A 21543-nucleotide genomic window follows, 5' to 3' on the forward strand; every position below is an offset into this window, starting at 1 on the left:
AATGGACATTTAATAATTATTTATTATTCTTTAATAATTCTTTAATAATTCTTTAATAATTCTTTAATAATTAATTATTATTATTATTATTATTTATTTAAATTTTTTTAGAATATGTATTGTAGTCTTCTTTTAATATTGATAACCTATCGGTACACGTGAAACAAGGGTCGCAACTTGCAATAATAAGCTCTGCATCGCTAACGTGGTATCCCCTAACGATTTCTTCCATAGCACCTAAGTTTGTAGCCGTAGGAGTTCTTATTCTTGCGTGTCTTACCCTTCCGTCTGCATCTACACCATATGAATAGTATTGTTGACCTCTTTGAGCTTCCGTATAACATTCAATTGGTTTAAATTCTTCTAATTCATAGTTTGAATTGTAAATTTCAGGGCTTAAGCTTTTATCGGTTAAAAAGCCTATTGCTTGTCTTATTATTTTAATACTTTCGAGAATTTCGAATCCTCGAACTGCAATTCTTGATAATACGTCGCAACCATCGAATAATATTTCGTCAAATTCATATACGTCATACTCTGGAACCCATCCCATTTTACGCATATCTGATTTTACATTACTACCTCGTGCAGTTGGACCGACAGCGTGGAATTTAGCCGCAGTTTTTCGGTCAAGTACTCCCACGTCTTTCATTCTGGAAACTAATAACGGGTCGTTTAAAACTCTGTCTATTATGGCAGATATGTTTTCTTCGTATTCGTCTAATTTTGGGAGTATTTTCCTACATTGTTCTTCAGTTATATCACAACGAGGTCTAATTCCCCCAATTATCGGGCAAGAGTAATGAACCCTACTACCAGATATTTCGAAGAATATTTGCATTACTGGTTCTCTTGTCATAAAACATCGCATAGACATTGTTTCGTGCCCCAATATTTCAAAAGCGTGACCGAACAATAATGTGTGCGAGTGTAAACGTTCTAATTCTTCAATAATGACCCTAATATGCTGTGCTCTTTCAGGTACGTATATTTTGCTTGCAATTTCTGTAAGTCTGACTGAACTCCAAAGGTGGATATGTGAGCAAATACCACATATTTTTTCAGTTAATATACAAGCTTTTTCCACAGGTAAACCTTCCATTAATCTTTCAATACCTCTGTGGTTAACACCAATTGTTAATTCAGCGTCTTTTATTATCTCATCATCTATAAAAAGCCTTAATCTGTGTGGTTCTAACATTGTAGAGTGCACTGGTCCGATTGCTATTTCTCCTTCATACATACGACTTCACGATTCCTTATTTTTAACTTATTTTAATATTAAATAATCTATATTTGATATAAATAACAACTAACATTATTAATCATTAAAATTTAACAAATATGATGTTTCTATTAATATAAATAATAATTGTAAATCTATTTATTTGAATATATAATACATATTATCATTTATTTAATATAACTTTAAAAAATTTAAGATAACTTTAATAAGTAGTAATTCCATAATTGATATTATTATAATTATTCCATAACGTTGTTGAAAAATATTGTTATCTTATCATATAAAATCATATTGCACGGAATTTAAAATTATATTTATAATTTAGAAAGGTTATAAAATGTTAAAAACGGAAAATTTAACTGTAGGATATGCTAATTCAGAAGTATTAACAAATGTTAACTTAAATGTTCACAAAAATGAAATATTATGTATTATAGGACCTAACGGGGCAGGAAAATCCACTTTATTAAAAACTATTGCAACATATTTAACTCCTAAAAAAGGAGCAGTTTATATAAACAGTAATAAAATCCATAATTTAAAACCCGCTCAGCTTGCAAAGGAAATGGCGGTAGTCTTAACAGACAGAATTAACCCGGCAAATATGACAGGTTATGACGTAATTTCAATAGGTAGACACCCATACACTGGTTTATTGGGTAGATTAAGCAAAAAAGACAAAGAAATAATATTGCACAGTGCGGAATTAGTAAATGCAACAAAATTACTTGAAAAAAATTTCTTTGAAATGAGTGATGGAGAACGTCAAAAAATAATGATTGCAAGAGCACTTGCTCAAGAGCCTGAAATATTGATACTTGACGAACCTACAAGTTTTTTAGATGCAAACCATAAAATAGAACTTACATTATTGCTTAGAAAATTATCTAAAAAAGATATTGCGATTATTGTCACATTGCACGACATAGAGCTTGCCTTAAGAATTGCTGATAAAATGGCACTCGTAAAAGATAATAAAATACTTGCTTATGGATATCCTGAAGATATTATGACCTCTGAGACGGTTAACTACCTTTATGGGTTAACTGAGGCAAACTATAACGAGCAAATCGGATATTTCGAGTTAAAAAATACAAATAAAGTAAAATTAAATGCAGATTTTAATGCAGATTTGAATGTAAATTTAGATAAAGATATAAATTTAAATGACGATTTGGAATCACAAATAAGTGCCCCTACGCCTAAAAAAGTGTTTATAACTTGTGGTGGAGGAACTGGTGCAAAAGCTTTGAGATATTTCAAGAAAAATGGTTATGACATTACTGTGGGCATATTACACGAAAATGACATCGATTATGCAATTTCTAAGACTATGGAAATAAACATTATTTCTGAAAAATCATTCTCAAATATAGAAAATGAAACTTTTGAAAATGCGAAAAATGAATTATCAAAATGCGACATATTTGTATATTCTAATTTCCCCGTAGGCGAAATTAACCAAAAGAATAATGAATTAGTCGAATTTGCAAAATCTAACGACATTAAACTTGTACAATTTGATGGTTCGATAGATTCATTACAAAATTTATAAAAATAGAATTTTTATATTATTTTATTATTTTATTATTATATTATATTTTATTTTATTTTATTTTTAGTTATATCTATTTTAATGGCTTTTTTTGGAAATCTACTTCAATATAGTATTTTTTCATTCGATACGAGTAAATCCCAATTAATAAGATAGTAATACCAACAGCAATGGCATAAATCACCCAATTATCTCGTATTAATTGTTCTCCATTATAACTATCTGGTAAAAAACCCGTAGGAATGGTTACTCCAATTACAAACACTGCCATTAACAAATATATTACTTTATCTATCGTTTTTAGGTTTTTACTTTTAAATGCACAGTATAACCCATTTAAAATTAATGATATGATAATTAAATAACCAAGTGGCTTGTAAAATAGCCATACTATTATCCCAATTATCAATATTTTAGTGGTATTTGCCAAACCCATTGTAAAACCCCCCGTTATTTTATATAAAACACTGTTTATAGATATAATAATTTTATCTATTTTATATAATATAAATTTAACAACATATTTTAAGAATAGAAAATAAAAATAATAATAAAATAATAATAAAATAATAATAAAATAATAATAAAATAATATAAAAATAATATAAAAATAATAAAAAACAAAAAATATATAAAATTATAAAATAAAATATTTATTCTTTGTAAATTCCTTCATAAGTCCCGTTTGAGTCTTTTGTAGCGATAAATACAACTTGTGCAATTCTTGCATACTTTTTAATCCTTAATGGGTTTATTACGTGTAATGCGTAAGCTGGAAAACCCACATAACCAGGGTCGTGAACTGCTGTGTAGAGTGTTGCACCCATTCTAATTAATGTACTTCTCGGGTATGCAAAACCCGCCATATTTTCAGGTATACTCATTTTATCGGCTACCTTAACGATATAAATACCCGGTTCTAAATCTATGTATTCATCTTTTTCTGAATCGAATATTTTTATATATTCAGGCAATATTCTGTCTTTGTTTGAATAATCTATACATCCGGTGCCTTTTAATTTGGAAATAGAACCAACTTTTAAGTCAATACCACACTGTTGGATTTGTTTTTCATCTAATTCTTCAAAAAACTCTTTTGATATGTTTGCGCCCATTATCATAGTGTATACCTTGTTTTTATTTTTAATTTAGTTTTTATTAACTTAATTTTATTAATTTTAGTAATTCTATTTAAATTTAATTATTTAATTTATCGTTTATTTTTACTATTATCTTATATTTATTTTACATTTAGTTTACATTTATTTTACATTTATTTTTTAGTTATTATTAAACTATTTATTAACCAAATTATAAAATAATATACATAGTATTTAATATTAAAAGGGTGGTTTTTTGAAGATTTTAGGCATTAGTGGAAGTCCAAGACTGGAAAGTACTGATTTTGCGGTTAATTATGCGCTAAATTACCTTTCTGAAAAATGTAAATCTGACGGAATAGATTGCGAAACTAAATATATTACTGTAGCAAGGAAAGAATTAAAGTTTTGTATACATTGCGACCATTGCATAAGAAAAAAACAGGGGTGTGTACATAAAGATAGTATGCAAGAAGTCTATGAAGCTTTACAATGGGCAGATGGCATAATTATGGGTACGCCGTGTTATAATGGCAACGTTTCAGGGCAGTTAAAAACAGTTATGGACAGATGTAGGGCTTTATTTGCTATGGAACTTAACGCAATACGTGATAAATATGGAATGGGCATTTCAGTAGGTGGCGATAGGAATGGAGGTCAAGAAGTGGCTTTAAAAACAATTCACGATTTTTATATACTAAATGGGGCTTTACCCGTTAGTGGCGGTTCTTTTGGCTCTAATTTAGGCGCTACGTTTTGGTCTCGTGATTTAGGAAGGGAAGGCGTTGAAAATGACACCGAGGGCATAAGAGTTTTAAAGAGAACACTTAATAAATTTTATAAAGAATTAAATAAATAAGAAGTATATAAATAGGAATTAAATAAATAAGAAGTATGTAAATAGAGATAAAATATGATATATACTAAATATAATAGATAAACATACAAAAATAATGTTGTAAAAGTGATATGATGGTTAGAATTGCATGGGGCATTACAGGCTGTGGAGACAAGATTGAAGAAATTGTGAGAACTATGATTGAATTAAAAGACGAATATCCAAGTCTTGAAGTACACGTATACTATTCTCAAAATGCAAGAATGGTTTTGAACCTTTATAATTTGATTGATTTGTTAAAAGAAAACTTTGAAAAAGTATTGCCTGAAGCAAATTCAAATGCTCCATTTTTACCAGGTAAATTACAAACTGGCAAGTATGATGCTTTTTTAGTAGCTCCGGTAACCGCAAATTCTACTGCAAAAATAGCATACGGTATTGCAGATACATTAATCACCAATTCGGTTGCCCAGGGTGCTAAAGCAAGAGTTCCTATATATATGTACCCACCAGACAATAGATTAGGGGAAATAGACACAATAATCCCTGATGGGAGGGCCATAACATTACATCTCCGGGATGTGGATTATAAAAATGTAGAAACCATCAAAAAGATGGAAGAAATAGAAGTTTTGGATTCTGTGGGCGAAATAAAACCTGCTTTAAAAGAATTATTTGATAAATTAGAATCTAATAATAACGAAACCAATGAATAAAATAGAATAAACTAAAATAAACTAAAATTAAAAATAATAATTGATAATGACCATATATTTAAGAATATTTATCCAAATTTTTATATGTTTTTATGAAATCAAATATAAAATAATATATACTATTAACGATTATTTTTTTAATTACATAATCATTATATAATTATTATCTAATTATTATATACTCATATACGCATATGTTGTTAATTCAAAGCCACTACCAAATTTAAAAATTTAACTAATACCGAATTTAAAAAGGTGTTTATATGCTACAAATTGAAGATTTATCGGTTAAAACAGGGGATAAGGTAATATTAAAAGATATACACTTGTATATCGATAAAGGCGAAAGCCACGTTTTATTTGGCCCTAACGGTGCGGGTAAGTCCACACTTTTAAATACAATACTTGGAAATCCAAAATATGAAGTAGTACGTGGTAATATCTACTTTAAAGGTCATGATATAACAGATATGCCAATGTATGAAAGAGCAAAACTTGGTATAGGTATTTCTTACCAATCACCACCTGCATTATCTGGTGTACGGTTAAATACGTTGCTCGAGTCAATAACCACAAAGGAAATGAACAGAATAAACGAAATGGCGGAAAAATTGAACATTAAACACTTTTATGAAAGAGATGTAAATGTTGGTTTTTCTGGCGGTGAAGTTAAAAGGTCTGAATTATTGCAAATCTATGCTCAAAATCCTGATTTAATTATGTTTGATGAACCAGACAGCGGTGTAGATGTTGAAAACGTTGAATTATTGGGTGGAATTATCAACCATCTTTTAGATAAAGACAAAAAACCAAGTGAAAGGCATAAATCAGGATTAATCATTACACACTTGGGTTATATCCTAAACTTTATGGATGTAGATAAAGCACACGTATTATATGATGGAGTAATAGCTTGCTCTGGCTCACCTAACGAAATCCTTCCCGAAATCATTAAAAATGGATATGAAAGATGTGTTGCTTGCTCAAGAAATAAAAAATGTGTGGTGGGAAAATGAATTTAAATTCTAACCTTAGCGAAAAAATGCAGGAAAAAATAAAAGAAGCTAAAATTATAGCCGAGAAATTTAAAGACGTTCCAGCACCATTTGGAGACGATATAAACTTAGATGATTACCCAACACCAAAAAATACAAATAGGGCGGTTGAATCACTCACTGATATTGAAGAAGATGAAAAAGAAGCACTTTCAAAAGTCGGAATCGATATAAACGAGAAAAACACATCTGGTTCATATTTGCAAGTTAATAATGAACCGATATATTCAAAAATGTATAAAAACATTGAAATAATGCCAATCACAGAAGCGTTGGAAAAACACGATTTAAGCGAATATTATTGGAATGTAGTGGAAATTAAAGATAAATATTCTGCGAGAGTTGAAAATGAGCTTTCTCAAGGTTATTTTATCTACGCACCTAAAGGTGTGAAGGAATCAATCCCATTACAAACTTGTCTTTTAATTGGTAAAGAAGATGTTTCTCAAAACGTACATAATATTATAGTAGTGGATGAAGGAGCTGAGCTAAACGTTATTACTGGCTGTACAACATCACCACACGTAAAATCCGGTCTTCACTTAGGGGTTTCTGAATTTTACGTTAAAAAAGGCGGAAAATTAACATATACGATGGTACATAATTGGGGTGAAAACGTACACGTTAGACCTCGAACAGGCATCAGATTAGATGAAGATGCAGTATTTATTAACAATTATGTTACTACAATGCCAGTTAAATCGATGCAAAGCTACCCTACAGCATACTGTGATGGGGACAACAGTAAAGCAACTTTCCAGACTATTGTGTACGGTACGGGTAAATCCAAGTATGATATGGGTTCAAGAGTTGTTCTTAACGGAAAAGGTTCAAGTGCGGATATGATTTCAAGAGTTATTGCAGTTGACGAGTCCGAAGTAATTTCAAGAGGTCATCTGGTAGGTGCTGAAAAAGGAGTTAAAGGACATCTCGAATGTAGGGGTTTAATCCTTTCAAAAGATGCTAGAATATTGGCAGTTCCCGAATTGGAAGCTACTGAGACTGATTTAGATTTATCTCACGAGGCAGCAGTTGGTAAAATTGCAGAAGACCAGCTTATTTATTTAATGTCAAGAGGGCTTACGGAAGATGAGGCTACTTCTTTAATTATTAAAGGATTCCTTAGCGTAGACATTAATGGTTTACCTGAAGAACTTGCTAAAAACGTTAAAGAAATGATGGATATGACACTTGAAAATGCGATGTAAATTTAATTACTGTATATTTTTATTTTTTCCATTATAATTTTAATTTTAATTTTATTATTTTTATATTATTCTTATATTATTTTTATATTATTTTTATTTTAAAAAATTAGCAAATAATTTATAGTTTATTAGAATATGTATTATTACAGACTAAAATTAGGATAAAGATGAAAAAATGCCAAATTTAAAAATTAATAATCAAAATGAACAATATGATGTTATAATCGTAGGTGGAGGTCCTGCTGGTTTTATAACTGCGGAAAACATCCAAAAAGATTTAAATGTACTCGTTGTTGAAGAACATCAATCGATAGGTGTTCCAATCCAGTGTGCTGGTTTATTAAGTAAAAAAGGCTTTAATGAGTTAGGAAATCCCAAAGGAATAGTTAATAAAGTTAGGGGGGCAAATATATTCTGTGAAAAGCAAAATTTAACAGTGGGTGATGATAATAAAATAAGGGCAATGGTCTTTGAAAGGAAAGAAATGGACAAAGACATTGCAAAAAGAGCTTTAAAAAATAAAAATGTAAATTTAATGTTAAAATCTCACGGAAAAATTTTAAATGAAACAACCACTAATAAAAATAATAAAAATAGTAAAAATAGTAAAAATAATAGTTTAAACAAAAAACACATAATAGAAGTTAAAAATAATTTAAAAGATGAAAAATACATATTTTCTCCAAAAATAATTGTAGGGGCTGACGGAGTAAGGTCAGGAATTGGAAAGTCATTAAAAATGCACCAAAAAAGAGAAATAATCACCGGGGTACAAATAGAGTATGTAAACGTTTCTAATATTGATAGCGACTTTGTAAACGTTTTTTATGACAAGCGATACAGCAGTAATTTTTTTACGTGGATTATTCCAACTGGCAAAGATAGAGTGCGAGTAGGGATGTGTGATACTAAAGACGCACTAAATAAGCTCAATAATTTTATAGCTACAAATGAGAATGCAAAAGAAATATTAAAAGGTGCCACACCTATAGAATATAGTATCGGTGCTATTCCACTCGGATATAATAGTAAAAGCGTTTTAAACAACGTAATGCTCGTAGGTGATGCAGTAAATCAGGTAAAACCACTTAGCGGAGGTGGTTTGTACTTTGGTGCAAAATGTGCAAAGTTATGTGCAAATACTATTAACGAGTACTATACAAAATATCATACAAAATTTTTAAATGAAGAAAATGCCAATTTAGATTATTTAAAGACCTATGAAGAGCTTTGGAAATCAGAAATAGGTAAAGAAATTAACTATGGTTTAAAAATGAGCTATTTGATGAATAAATTGAATAATAAGAAAATTGATAAAATATTAAAATATGTAATTGATAAAAATTTAATTGATTATATAAATAACAATGGAGAAATGGACAAACCTTCTGAAATCTTAAAAAAAGTCGTAGAAGCTTCCTTATTTGGTAAAAAAATAAAATAAAATAAAAAATAAAAAATATGTTAATTTAAATTATTCTCTTTTCTTCCGTTTTCAATAATTTCTTTGAAGCTATCAACTACATATTTAGTTTGCTCGTCAGTTAATCCGAAAGCACTCATTTTAAACTCTTTGGTAGCTCCTCGTCTTATACCGCCGATGCCTCTTTTTTTGAGCTCTTCGTAGAAGAAATAACCTTTTCTTTTATCGTGCTCCGCAATTTCATCTAAAATTGGAGTTTCAAATTTGGTTAAATCGTGGTTTTTAGGTTTTTCACCAATATGTTTAAACCCTACGGCTTCTAATTCGTCAATAATCCATCTTACACGTTTAACTTCCTTATCCCAGTTATTAACACGTTCAATAACGTGAGCAAAGCTCGTCATAAGTGTTAATATTGGAATTCCTCTACTCGTGCAACCTAACATTTCAAGTTCTTTTACAATATTTTTCTTAGACGTTTTCAAGATTTGCTTACTGTATTCTTCATTTTTATTACTAATTGCTAATAAACCGCAAGGTCCAGAGCCGGACATACTTTTATGACCTGAAATAGCTAAAAAATCAGCATTTAAAGCTTCTGCGTTGACGGGCATTCTACCTGCTGAGTAAGCACAGTTTAATAAAAATGGATAACCTTTATCTTTTGCAATCTTCCCAACTTTTTTAGCGTCTGCTACGTTCCCGTAATTACCATCAACGTGCGTAAGCAATAATAAACCGATTGGTTTACCTTCATCTTCCAATGTTTCGATTCTTTCTTTGTATTTTTCAGGTATTACTCGATATGTAGGGTAATCTTCCACCAGTGCAATATCAATGTTTAATTTTGCACGTTCAGCAGCTACAAAGGACGTATAGTGTGCATTGCCATCCATAATTACATAATCGCCAGGTTTACACACTGAATTCATTATTACGTACTTACTTTCCCTTGCACCGTGCGTAGGTCTCGTAATATCTGCACCAAAGAATTTTGAAGCATCTTCCAAATATTCGTGAATAGGTGGCGTCTCAACTTGGTCTAATCTACCGGCACAGTAATCACAAACGCTATAACCGTCCCAATATTCATAAATAACCTTTTTTGATTCAGTAGGTAAAATTCCGCCTCTTTGAATCGGATTTAAGTTAATCATCTCTCTTTCAAGATGTCGTTTAATGTTTTTATACTTATCTGTGTTTATATCGGTTCCAATCGTGGTTTTTTCCGTATTTTCCATTATAAACCCCGTAAAATTTGATTTAAATCATATGATTTACTTAACTTACTTAAATTAATTACTTAAATTAATTACTTAAATTAATTACTTAAAATAATTTTATTAAAATGTGTATGGTTGTTTAAAAATAATAAAATTAGATAGTATATTTATTATTAATTGTTAATTATTTAATATTAGTTATCAATTATATCAATTATATCAATTATCTTTTATTAATCATTAGTTATTTGAATTTCAAACGCTGTAATCGGATGTTCTAATTCAAAATTAACGATAACTTGAGGATTAATTTCTCCAAATAATCCTTTGTATTCCTCATTTACTAAAATTTTGGCACATCTACCTTTAATAAATGACGGATGAGCGTAATTTTCAATAACATAGTTATCGTATTGTTCTCTTAAAAGTGCATCAATTACACTTCTAATTTCGTTAAAATTGCCGTTTGGTTGAATTATCGCACCTGAAACTTTTCTAACGTCTTTACATTTGGTATCAAAGTATTTATCGGTTTCTTTTGCGTTTTCGTCAATGATTACACAATCTCCAATTTCGAAGATTTTTTGAGGCAATTCGTTATGTTTGTTTATTTTAAGGGTTTCCAATAATTGAGGGATTATTGTAGTTCTAATGACATTATGCTCAATTGATGCAGGTTTTAAAACTTCGATGTAGTCTTTACAGCCGTCTTCCACTGAACCAACTTCCATATTCATATTTTCAAATAAAATTGTCTTATTTGTAAGAGTTAAGTTCATTACTTCTTGGAATCCTAAACCAATCATAGTATTTTTAATTTCAGAAGATTTAACCTCTGATTCATTCTTTTGCCCGATTGTATGGACATTTATTTTAGCGCCTTTAAATTTCTCATAGCCGTAATTAATAGCTATTTCTTCAACAATATCCACTTTACCTAACATATCGTTTCTGTATGCCGGAATGTAAACGTTAAGTAAGTTTTCACCGTTTTTATTGATTAATTCAGCGTCTAAACCTGCCTTTCTCAATGCTGAAATAACCTGACCGAAATTCAATTCTAAGCCTAATTTTTTATTAATAAACTCCAAATCGATTTCTATTTGTTCAGGAGTTAATTTTGGATAGGTTTCTTCATTAATAACTTTTCCATCTTCTTCGTAAATTACTTTTACGCTGAAAATAGTTCCTCTTCTCTCAGCAAGTGCAGTAGCTACAATGTTTAAGGTATTTTCAACAGCACCTTTTTCAGTTCCTGTAATATCAATTAAAAGGTTTTTTGTATTCGTACTAACTTTAGTTAATTCTCCATTGATTATTGGGGGCATTGACAACACATTGCCGTTTTTATCAGTAATTAATGGGAATTTATCTTTTATGAGGTGTGCGTATTTTTGACCTTTTTCGTGTTTTTCGATTATTTCTTTAGGTGTCATTTCACCAGCTTCAGCCATTGCCAAAGGTACAAATTTAACCGCATCTCCTTCTACTTCATCATATATGAATGGAGCCTCTATTTTATCGTAATCGTGGACACCTATAGCTAATTTTTTCCTATCCCTACCGATTGCCCAGTGCAATTTTTCCTGAAGATTTATGATACTTTCAAGTATTAAATCATCGACAATTACGTTTTTAACGAGTGCAAAAGCTATATATGGTCTTTCTTTGCTACATTTTACAATTACTTCGATATCACTATCTTTAATATCGTAGTTTGCCAAACCGGTTTGAATACCCATAAAGCCTCTGAAACCTCTTGCAAGACCTTCTACACTTAAATAATCTGGTCTATTTGGGTTAATAGAAAATTGAACCATTTCTCTATCGTTTTCTTCGAAAAGTTCCTCTACTTCTACGCCCATCATTGGAAATTTATCTTCGATTAATTTATCAGAAAGTGATAAATTTGCCAAATATTCTAAATCTTTTTTATCAACATTGATTGTAGGCATTTTTATTCACCGAATTTTCCTTTTGTTTTATTTTTATTTATTATTTTATTATTTTATTATTATTTTTATATTATTTTTTATTTTTATTTTTATATTATTTTTTATTTTTTAAATTATTCCATTATAAATTCATTTCTTCCGTATTTAACAACAACAGTATTCTTAACGGTTTCTCCGTCTTTTAAAGTGTACTCATCGTCAATTTTACCGATAATTTGAGCAGGAATTAAGTACTGGTTTGCTACTTCGATTACTTTTTCAGCATCCTCTTTTGAAACAACTACGCAGAAGCCAATACCCATATTAAATGTTTTAAACATTTCGTGAGTGTCAACATTTCCAAGCTCTTTTATTTCCTTAAATACTGGCAAAGGTTCTGGTAAATCATTTATTACATATGTAATATTCTTGTTTAACCTTTTAATCTTTCTAAATCCGCCACCTGTGATATGTGCGAGACCTTTAACGTTTATATCTGATTTTTTAATCATATCCATTACAGGCTTAACATATATCTTTGTAGGGGTTAATAATTCTTCTGCAACTGTTTTTCCGTGTTTTAATTTTGAATTGATGTCTAAATTTGCGATATCAAAGAATACTTTTCTTGCGAGTGATAATCCATTGCTGTGAACACCGCTACTTCTTAAACCAACGATTACATCGCCTTTTTTAACTTCTTTACCTGTGATTATTTCGTCTTTTTTAACAACTGCCAATACGGTGCCTGCAAGGTCAACACCATTTATCATACTTGGTAATGAAGCAGTTTCTCCACCGATTAAGTTTATATTGGATTGTTCTAATCCTTCGTTCAATCCTTTACCGATTTGTTTTGCGATATCTTCGGTAATAGTTTCAACAGCCATATAATCGACTAATGCAACCGGTTCAGCACCAATGCAAATAGCATCATTCACGTTCATAGCAATCATGTCGATAGGAACGGTATCAAACTTATTAGCCATTTCTGCAACTACCATTTTACTACCTACTCCATCAGTACAGAGTACTAAATAGTAATCGCCAAATTCAATAGCTCCAGCATAGTGTCCGTCTAAATCAGCGGGTTTTATTGCGTCGGTCCTTTTAAAGTTGATTTGTGAAACTAATGCTTTTATTATTTTGTCTTCGCCGTAAATATCTACGCCTGCGTCTTTATAAGTAACCAAAATTACACCTCAAACATACATAATTTTTATACGTAATCTTTTACTAATAACTATGATTAGCTATTACTTAATTATTAGTTGATTATTACATAAATATTAATTAAATTAATTTTTGACAATCTTTAATATAGAATTATCTATTATCTATTTAAACATAGTATTTATAATTTATTTAAATTTAAAGGAAATTGCAAATATTTGGATAGTAATAAATATAATAACTAAAATAAAAACTAAAATAAAAACTAAAAACGATAGTGATTTTATGGAAAATTTAAAAATAGCGATATTTTCCAAGCTAACTTTAAAAGAAAAGGAAATTAAAAATTTATTTGAAGAATCCAACCTTAATAATTATGAATTAACAATTTACGACCCCATAAAACGAGGCGACTTGCAAAAACCTGAAATGCTTAATTATGACGTAATAGGCATAATAGACGGTTGTTTTTTACAAAATACGGCTGTAGGTCATAGGGAAATATTAAATATCTTGAAAAACAATGTTAAAGTTTACGGTGCAGGCTCTATGGGTGCGTTGAGGGCTTCAGAATTGGATACTTTAGGTATGATGGGCGTAGGCAAAGTTTACGAACTTTATAAATCTGGAAAATTATGTGATGATGATGAGGTTGCAGTCACATTTGATAAGAAAACAGAAAATGGGGAAATCGTACAAATAACTTTTTCGATGGTTAGTTTTAGGGAAATTATGAAAAATGCGTTAGCTGAAAATATAATTAACCAAAAGGATTATAAATTAATAATAAACAGTGCAAAGGAACTTTATTATCCCCTTAGGACATATGAAACCGTTTTTGACAAATCAAAACTTGATAAAGAAATACAAATTAAAATAATGGATTACATAAACACTCAACGGGATATAAAGCATATCGACGGATGCAATATGATAAAAAAAATAATTTCTGATAATTCAACATTTTAATAAAATACTTAAATTTTTGGTATATCTTTTATATATTATTGATATTCTTTTTATTATTCTTTTTATTATTCTTTTTAGTATTTTTTTATTTTTAAATTTAACGAAGATTTTGATGTTATTTAATTTTAAATACCCTAATTAAGAGATAATATTTATAATTTATTTATATGTCACTATTTATTAATTTTAAATTGAATTGTTTAAATACTATAGTTTAACATATAATATATAGTTAGATATCCCATTAAACAACTATATTATCTTTCTAATAATATCAATATAATAATAGTAATAATAAACAAATAATAACTAATTAATAGAATTGAGGTACATTATGAAATTAAAATATGTTATAATACTTAGTCTCGTATTAATGTGTAGTTTAAACGTTATTTCTGCATATAATGAAGATTGTCTCGTATGGGGTCAAAAATACGATTATATGGGAGACAATGATTATCCCGTATCATTAATTGTAAGTGATAATAATTCATATATCTTAGCTCATAATTCATATACGACACTAAATACATTACTCGTAAAATATGATAAAGACGGCAATTTACTATGGAATACTACTTATATGTCAAATCCGTCTCACGATATCCCCAGGGGTATGTTAAAATATGGCGATTATATTTATGTTTCTGGAGATACATACAACAGTGTCAATAATTCAAAAGGTATAATGCTTTTAAAATATGATTTAGACGGCAATTTAGTTTGGAATAGGTCATATAACAAATTTGAAAAAAATCAAGGTTTCTCAGGTTTCTCAACGTATGGCGATTATATTTATGTTATAGGTCAAAATGATAATGCCAGAGCAGATGGATTATTATTTCTTAAATATGATTTAGACGGCAATTTAGTTTTTAACAAGACTTATGATAACGAATCAAAAAGCGAAGGACTGGTTTCCTGTGGCGAATATAACAATGCATTTTATATCGTATATAATGAACAGGGGGATTCAAGTTCTAATTTTGGATTGGTAAAATATGATTTAGACGGCAATTTACTTTGGAATAGGACGTACAATTATTCAAAGTATGACTGTGCAAAATGTCTTAAATTTTATGACAATGGTATTTATCTTATCGGGGAAGGTTATGCTACAAACTATGATACTGTAATCTTAAGATACGACATAGACGGCAATTTACTTTGGAATAAAACATATGATTATAAATCCATAGATAATGAACCTTTGCATACTGTAATGAGTAATGGTAAACTCTATATTTTGGGTTATGAGGATATTACCTCTCAAAATATACTAATATCCACTTTTGACTCAGATGGAAATTTACTATGGAATACAACCTACGATTATAGTGGTAGGTATGATGCAATAACCTCTGTATCGGCATATAATGATACGTTATATGTATTAGGTATCGGAATCAATGAAAGTCAAGATATTATACTTTTAAAATATGATTCAAACGGAAATTTACTATGGGATAGGGCCTATGACTACCATGGAGAATATGATAGGGCAGTATCTATGGGCGTATACAATAATAATATTAACATAATAGGTTATGGGTATAATAGTTCTCAGAATACGATATTATTAAAATATGACGCAGACGGCAATTTACTAAGTCATAATTCATATATGGTTGATTCATTAGATAATGAACCGAAAAGAATGGTAATACAAAACAATAATATATACGTATTGGGTCATATATGGAACAATGACAATTATGATTTATATTTATTAAACTATATAAAAGATGAAATTGCACCAAATATTACAATAAACACGCCAAACGGAACTTTAAAAACAAACAATATTGTAATAAACGTTAGTACAGATGATGGATTAGTCACATCTGGAATAAAAGAAGTAATTGCAAATGTAAACAATGAAAATATTACATTAAATAAAACAGGTAATTACTACACAGCATCTAAAACATTGAATGATGGAAATTATTTATTAAACATTACTGCAATAGACAATGCTAACAACAGTAATTCAACAAGTACAACATTTACAATCGATACATACGTACCTTCATCAAATAGTCATCATAAAACGTTAGATGCTTCAGATTCAATTGAATCATCAAATATGAAGAGAACAGTTTCAGAATCAACAGTCGTTTACGGAAGTAATTTCGATAAACAGTTAGCTGAAGGTTTAAAAGAAAATATTTACCCAGATGACTATGAAATAACTGGGGATACTATTATTGTAGGTGGACCAGTATCAAATAAAATAGCTGAGCAATATAATGATAGATTTGTAAAACCAGTTTCAAATAACTACCCTGGTGAAAATAGAGGTATTATACAAATACTTAAAATACAAGATAATAGTGCTTCAGTAGTTCAAAGTTATAATGTAGTTTATATCGCTGGTTCCGATAGATTAGGAACTGAAGCTGCTTTGAAATACTTTGAAACACTTAAAGAATTACCTACAGAACCTATTATCGTAGAATGGACTTCCGAAGGGCCAGTTTTAGTTTAATACTCCCTTCCCTTTTTTGATGAAACCTTTCAGGTTTCATTTACTCTTTTGTTTATTTGTTTATTTTACAGTGAAATAGAATTTAACCTATATTTTTTAAATATTCATCTTTTTTTTTGAAAATACTAATTTTTATCGATAAATTTGCCGTATTTTTTGTTTTTTAAGAGTTCATAAATTTTAAGTACTGCTTTTTTATAATTTTTCTTAAATTCCAATAGTGTTATTTATTCTAAAATTTCGATTAAAAATAAAGACAGGTATATTTAAAAAAATAATTTACAAATATTTAATTATAATTTGAGGTTATTATATGATGTAAAAATATGTTTAGGGTACATCTACTAAAATTTTTAAATAATCTATGCCTTCTTTTTATATATTACGTAATTCCGAGTAAACATCGTTTTAAACTATATTAAAAAAGTAATAAACAAAAGAGTAAATGAAACCTGAAAGGTTTCATCAAAAAAGGGAAGGGAGTATTAAACTAAAACTGGCCCTTCGGAAGTCCATTCTACGATAATAGGTTCTGTAGGTAATTCTTCAAGTGTTTCAAAGTATTTCAAAGCAGCTTCAGTTCCTAATCTATCGGAACCAGCGATATAAACTACATTATAACTTTGAACTACTGAAGCACTATTATCTTGTATTTTAAGTATTTGTATAATACCTCTATTTTCACCAGGATTCTCATTTGAAACTGGTTTTACAAATCTATCATTATATTGCTCAGCTATTTTATTTGATACTGGTCCACCTACAATAATAGTATCCCCAGTTACTTCATAGTCATCTGGGTAAATATTTTCTTTTAAACCTTCAGCTAACTGTTTATCGAAATTACTTCCGTAAACGACTGTTGATTCTGAAACTGTTCTCTTCATATCTGATGATTCAATTGAATCTGAAGCATCTAACGTTTTATGATGACTATTTGATGAAGGTACGTATGTATCGATTGTAAATGTTGTACTTGTTGAATTACTGTTGTTAGCATTGTCTATTGCAGTAATGTTTAATAAATAATTTCCATCATTCAATGTTTTAGATGCTGTGTAGTAATTACCTGTTTTATTTAATGTAATATTTTCATTGTTTACATTTGCAATAACTTCTTTTATTCCACTTATGTTATCTGAAGCCATAACATTTATTGTAAAATCATTATTTCGTATGGTGCCTTGTGGGGTATTTATTAGAACTTGATAAGGTTTATTCGTATCCACAGTAAATGTCTTAATACTCGAAACCTCTTTATTCCCTAATGTATCATTTGCGTATACTTTTAAAGTGTAGTTTCCGTCATTCAATGTTTTAGATGCTGTGTAGTAATTACCTGCTTTATTTAATGTAATATTTTCATTGTTTATATTTACAATTACTTTATCAACCATTGTTGAATCAATAACCGTTGCATTTATTGTTATATTACTAATATTGTAGATTTTAGATGACGGCGTAGTTATGTTGATACTTGGAGCAGTTGTATCCACTTTAAAGTTTACAGTACTTATTTTGTAATTTCCAGCTAAATCGTATGCTTTTATTGCATAACTATAATTTCCAGTTGACAATGTTATAGGTGAGGTACTGTATGTGTTTCCACTTATATTTGTCATTGCGTAGTTAGTTCCGTTTAATTTAACGCTTACGTTTTTAATACCTAAATTATCATTAATTGTTGCATTTATTGTAAATCCGGTGTTTACTGTTGAATTATTAACTGGTTTTAAGTTTGTAATTGTTGGTTTAGTCGTATCTATTGTAATTGTAGTAGGTTTTGTAATTTGAGTATTCCCTAATGTATTAACTGCATATACTGTTATATTATATTTATTTTCACCTAAAATTCCCGTAGTTCCTACATATTCATTATTATCTTTTATTAATGTAATGTTTTTATCTACAGAGTCTGATTTAATGTTTGCTATTGCTGAAGTGACATTTGAATCTGCTGTAACATTTAATGAAATATTGGATATGTTGAATATTGAATTATTTGTGGGTTTTACAATTTCAATAGCAGGTTTGGTATCATCTACTGTGAAAGTAGATTCATTCGTATAGCTATTATTGTATAAATCAGTTGCAGTTATTTTTAATGTATAATTCCCCTTAGATAAATCCTTAAGCAATTTAGTGTATAAATTTTCATTATTTAAATCTTCAGTTAAATTAAATCTTTGTGTATTTGTTTCATTCGATAATGAAACGTTTATGATTGATTTTTCATTAACTAATACTTGTAAATTTGTTGAAACACCTATGGTTGAATTTTTCGCAGGTGTTATTGTTATTATTTTTGGAGCAGTTGTATCAACTTTAAATGTAGTTTCAGTTGTATTTACATTTGAAAGATTGTCTTTTGAATATATTTTTAAAGTATATGTTCCATCTGATAATGCTGTAGCATTATATGTATAATAACTGTTATTTTTATTCATTGAATGGTTAGTATCATTTATAGTAGCAATTACTTCTTTTACCCCACTCATATCTGTGGTAGTGACGTTTATTAAGATATTACTGATATTGTATGTTTTGTCTTTTATAGGACTGTTTATTATTATATTAGGTCCTTTTGTATCGAGTGCTTTTGGTAAATAATCGATATTGTTTAAGCTCATTTGATATGGACTATCACAGAAACCGTCCTCATTATCGTCAGTAGCAGTTTCAGACCATCCTGTCCCGGTTGGAGTAAACCAGAAGTTACCTCCACCGTTTTCCTTAGATGTATTCCAATAGCCTTTAGAATTATCCGGGAATACATTATTAGTATTGTTAAATATATTGTTGTATAGACTGTTATTGTATGAATCCGATATATACATACCTCTATCATTATTTATGAATGTAGAGTTTATAATTGTGTTATTATATGACATATACATATTAATGCCGTATAACCTATTTGAATTTGCGGTGATATTTGAAATTATGTTATTGAATGAATGACCAATTTGTAATCCTATACCTATATTTGATAAGTTTAGGTTTTCTACATTCATATTCGTACAATTTCCAATAATAACCTGTCCTGCATCAGTTGGTACAGTTCCTGTATTGGCATTTGCGTAATAGTAAATTGGTTTACCATTTATAGTATTGTCTTTTATTAGTTGTGAACTCCAATATTGTATTAAAGAATTACCAGATACTAAAATACCTGTCGAAGTTAAGACGTTATTTTCAACAGTGTTATTTTTAGAGTTAGATACATAGATACCTGCAACACTTGTTGAATTTACAGTATTATCAAATATCCTGTTATCATCTGAGTCAAATGACATAATACCTGCATAACTGTTTGAATTTACAGTATTGTTATATATTGAGTTATTATCTGAACGTTCTACATAGATACCATCACTGGCTAAATTTACAGTATTATTTAGTATTTTGATATTATCCGAATATTTCACGTAAATATTATATTGATTATTATTTGATGCATTATTGGTTACAATATTGTTATCGTCTGAATAATATGCGCAAATCCCCAAATTTTTATTTGAATTTACAGTATTATTTGTAATATTGTTATTATTTGAATAATATACGTAAATCCCATAATTTTTATTTGAAGTTATATAACAATTTTTTATTAAACTGTTGCTAACGCCATTTAAATAAATACCATTATCAGTGAAATTTTTTATATGGATGTCTTTTATAACAACGTTAGAGTAACCATTATTAACAACGATACCTGTTGTACCTTGATTACTTCCATCTATTGTATATCCGTTTCCCTCGATTATTACATCGATAGAATCAATCTTTATAGCGTTTCCTGATGTAATAGTTAAATTATCTGATAAATAATAAGTTCCCGGAGTTGTAATATTTATGGGACCTGTTATTTGTGTGTCAGCGTAAGCTGAATTAATTGCCAACAGAGAAATTAATAACATTAAAAATGTTAAAATCCCTGTTTTATTATTTATAGTTCTCATAATTTGCCTCATTTAATTATTAGTTTAAGAGTATTATTTGTTCAATTTATTTAGAACATATTGTACTATATAATTATAAAATATTATATATTTTATAATTTAAAAAGATAATTTATGATTATGCGATAAATTTGAGTATAATTAAGCATATAAAAAGAAATATTTTAGACAATCATATAATGTCCTATACTACAATGAATATATACTTAGGGAGTATATAAACTTTTTTATATGGTTGGATACCTAATTAATAAACTTATTACCTAATAATAAAACTTATAACTTATTTTTAATCATTTTTTGATAAATTATAATTTTTATTTTAGTATTATTTTAGTATATTTTGGTTTGTTAATTGCGTACTTCACAGTCAAATTTTATTATTTTTTGCAATAATTATATAAATTAAGAATTCATATATGTAATTATAATTTACGATGTGAATACTCATGTTAAAAAGGAAAAAATATTATGGCAATGACCCTATAAAAAAACTTATGAATGACCCGGAAAAAGCTGAAAAATATTACAAACTCGTGTTTTTCTTAAATATTTGGATGTGGTTTTCAGTATTTTTAGGTTCTTTAATATTTATATACTGGGCATATACGTCATTATCTTAAACATTAATAAAAAAGTTAATAAAAAAGTTA

At 28.8% G+C, this 21543-nt stretch carries 16 protein-coding genes; 9 read left to right on the forward strand and 7 right to left on the reverse strand.

What is annotated here, in order from left to right; translation table 11 throughout:
- Window positions 1-97 precede the first annotated feature (97 nt).
- On the reverse strand, window positions 98-1243 hold the full coding sequence (locus tag J3E06_RS07570; protein ID WP_013180047.1) for a nickel-dependent hydrogenase large subunit: 1146 nt from the start codon (window positions 1241-1243) through the stop codon (window positions 98-100).
- Window positions 1244-1583: 340 nt separating this feature from the next.
- Between J3E06_RS07570 and J3E06_RS07575 the strand changes: the two genes are divergently transcribed.
- Window positions 1584-2801 carry an ABC transporter ATP-binding protein gene (locus J3E06_RS07575; protein WP_013180046.1) on the forward strand — a complete coding sequence of 406 codons (1218 nt, stop codon included), beginning with the start codon at window positions 1584-1586 and terminating at the stop codon, window positions 2799-2801.
- Window positions 2802-2874: 73 nt separating this feature from the next.
- Here J3E06_RS07575 and J3E06_RS07580 read toward each other — a convergent pair whose 3' ends face one another.
- Entirely contained in the window at window positions 2875-3237 is a 363-nt protein-coding gene (locus J3E06_RS07580) for a hypothetical protein (RefSeq protein ID WP_013180045.1), read from the reverse strand.
- Window positions 3238-3454: 217 nt separating this feature from the next.
- The gene (locus J3E06_RS07585) at window positions 3455-3949 is read right to left on the reverse strand and encodes a deoxyuridine 5'-triphosphate nucleotidohydrolase (RefSeq protein WP_259164971.1); all 495 of its coding nucleotides are present in this window, start codon (window positions 3947-3949) and stop codon (window positions 3455-3457) included.
- Between the two features lie 208 nt (window positions 3950-4157).
- Between J3E06_RS07585 and J3E06_RS07590 the strand changes: the two genes are divergently transcribed.
- From J3E06_RS07590 to J3E06_RS07610, 5 genes are all read left to right on the forward strand, one after another.
- The gene (locus J3E06_RS07590) at window positions 4158-4760 is read left to right on the forward strand and encodes a flavodoxin family protein (protein WP_013180043.1); all 603 of its coding nucleotides are present in this window, start codon (window positions 4158-4160) and stop codon (window positions 4758-4760) included.
- A gap of 113 nt (window positions 4761-4873) precedes the next feature.
- Window positions 4874-5455, forward strand: a complete 582-nt coding sequence (afpA, locus tag J3E06_RS07595; protein WP_048187105.1) for an archaeoflavoprotein AfpA — start codon at window positions 4874-4876, stop codon at window positions 5453-5455.
- Window positions 5456-5718: 263 nt separating this feature from the next.
- Window positions 5719-6471, forward strand: a complete 753-nt coding sequence (locus J3E06_RS07600) for an ABC transporter ATP-binding protein (protein WP_013180041.1) — start codon at window positions 5719-5721, stop codon at window positions 6469-6471.
- Window positions 6468-7718 (forward strand): SufB/SufD family protein, encoded by a 1251-nt coding sequence (locus J3E06_RS07605; protein ID WP_013180040.1) that lies wholly within the window; start codon window positions 6468-6470, stop codon window positions 7716-7718. Before J3E06_RS07600 ends, J3E06_RS07605 begins: the two co-directional genes overlap by 4 nt.
- A gap of 175 nt (window positions 7719-7893) precedes the next feature.
- Window positions 7894-9162 carry a geranylgeranyl reductase family protein gene (locus J3E06_RS07610; protein WP_013180039.1) on the forward strand — a complete coding sequence of 423 codons (1269 nt, stop codon included), beginning with the start codon at window positions 7894-7896 and terminating at the stop codon, window positions 9160-9162.
- A gap of 20 nt (window positions 9163-9182) precedes the next feature.
- Here the strand turns inward: J3E06_RS07610 and pscS are convergent, their stop codons facing one another.
- The 3 genes from pscS to purM form a co-directional block, all read right to left on the reverse strand.
- Window positions 9183-10382, reverse strand: a complete 1200-nt coding sequence (gene pscS, locus J3E06_RS07615; RefSeq protein WP_013180038.1) for an O-phospho-L-seryl-tRNA:Cys-tRNA synthase — start codon at window positions 10380-10382, stop codon at window positions 9183-9185.
- 215 nt (window positions 10383-10597) lie between these two features.
- On the reverse strand, window positions 10598-12319 hold the full coding sequence (gene pheT / locus J3E06_RS07620; protein WP_013180037.1) for a phenylalanine--tRNA ligase subunit beta: 1722 nt from the start codon (window positions 12317-12319) through the stop codon (window positions 10598-10600).
- Between the two features lie 113 nt (window positions 12320-12432).
- Complete coding sequence (gene purM, locus J3E06_RS07625) at window positions 12433-13491, reverse strand: phosphoribosylformylglycinamidine cyclo-ligase (RefSeq protein WP_013180036.1); 1059 nt, start codon at window positions 13489-13491, stop codon at window positions 12433-12435.
- A gap of 265 nt (window positions 13492-13756) precedes the next feature.
- On the opposite strand from purM, the gene J3E06_RS07630 reads away from it, so the two are divergent.
- Together J3E06_RS07630 and J3E06_RS07635 are read left to right on the forward strand one after the other, a co-directional pair.
- Entirely contained in the window at window positions 13757-14440 is a 684-nt protein-coding gene (locus J3E06_RS07630) for a TfuA-like protein (RefSeq protein ID WP_013180035.1), read from the forward strand.
- Window positions 14441-14774: 334 nt separating this feature from the next.
- Window positions 14775-16928 carry a hypothetical protein gene (locus J3E06_RS07635; RefSeq protein ID WP_013180034.1) on the forward strand — a complete coding sequence of 718 codons (2154 nt, stop codon included), beginning with the start codon at window positions 14775-14777 and terminating at the stop codon, window positions 16926-16928.
- Between the two features lie 485 nt (window positions 16929-17413).
- Here the strand turns inward: J3E06_RS07635 and J3E06_RS07640 are convergent, their stop codons facing one another.
- Window positions 17414-20890 (reverse strand): NosD domain-containing protein, encoded by a 3477-nt coding sequence (locus J3E06_RS07640; protein WP_259164953.1) that lies wholly within the window; start codon window positions 20888-20890, stop codon window positions 17414-17416.
- 449 nt (window positions 20891-21339) lie between these two features.
- Here J3E06_RS07640 and J3E06_RS07645 point away from each other — a divergent pair, with 449 nt between their 5' ends.
- A complete protein-coding gene (locus tag J3E06_RS07645; protein WP_013180032.1) occupies window positions 21340-21513 on the forward strand; it encodes a hypothetical protein in 174 nt (57 codons plus the stop codon).
- Window positions 21514-21543 lie beyond the last annotated feature (30 nt).

The sequence above is a fragment of the Methanococcus voltae genome (assembly GCF_024807655.1).
In the GTDB taxonomy this organism is placed as follows: domain Archaea; phylum AGJL01; class Methanococci; order Methanococcales; family Methanococcaceae; genus Methanococcus; species Methanococcus voltae_D.

Excerpts from the sequence above, each read along its gene's own strand:
- J3E06_RS07570 (WP_013180047.1), bottom strand. The coding sequence starts at position 1,243 with ATGTATGAAGGAGAAATAGCAATCGGACCAGTGCACTCTACAATGTTA.
- J3E06_RS07575 (WP_013180046.1), top strand. The coding sequence starts at position 1,584 with ATGTTAAAAACGGAAAATTTAACTGTAGGATATGCTAATTCAGAAGTA.
- J3E06_RS07580 (WP_013180045.1), bottom strand. The coding sequence starts at position 3,237 with ATGGGTTTGGCAAATACCACTAAAATATTGATAATTGGGATAATAGTA.
- afpA (WP_048187105.1), top strand. The coding sequence starts at position 4,874 with ATGGTTAGAATTGCATGGGGCATTACAGGCTGTGGAGACAAGATTGAA.
- J3E06_RS07600 (WP_013180041.1), top strand. The coding sequence starts at position 5,719 with ATGCTACAAATTGAAGATTTATCGGTTAAAACAGGGGATAAGGTAATA.
- J3E06_RS07605 (WP_013180040.1), top strand. The coding sequence starts at position 6,468 with ATGAATTTAAATTCTAACCTTAGCGAAAAAATGCAGGAAAAAATAAAA.
- J3E06_RS07610 (WP_013180039.1), top strand. The coding sequence starts at position 7,894 with ATGCCAAATTTAAAAATTAATAATCAAAATGAACAATATGATGTTATA.
- pscS (WP_013180038.1), bottom strand. The coding sequence starts at position 10,382 with ATGGAAAATACGGAAAAAACCACGATTGGAACCGATATAAACACAGAT.
- pheT (WP_013180037.1), bottom strand. The coding sequence starts at position 12,319 with ATGCCTACAATCAATGTTGATAAAAAAGATTTAGAATATTTGGCAAAT.
- J3E06_RS07630 (WP_013180035.1), top strand. The coding sequence starts at position 13,757 with ATGGAAAATTTAAAAATAGCGATATTTTCCAAGCTAACTTTAAAAGAA.
- J3E06_RS07635 (WP_013180034.1), top strand. The coding sequence starts at position 14,775 with ATGAAATTAAAATATGTTATAATACTTAGTCTCGTATTAATGTGTAGT.
- J3E06_RS07640 (WP_259164953.1), bottom strand. The coding sequence starts at position 20,890 with ATGAGAACTATAAATAATAAAACAGGGATTTTAACATTTTTAATGTTA.
- J3E06_RS07645 (WP_013180032.1), top strand. The coding sequence starts at position 21,340 with ATGTTAAAAAGGAAAAAATATTATGGCAATGACCCTATAAAAAAACTT.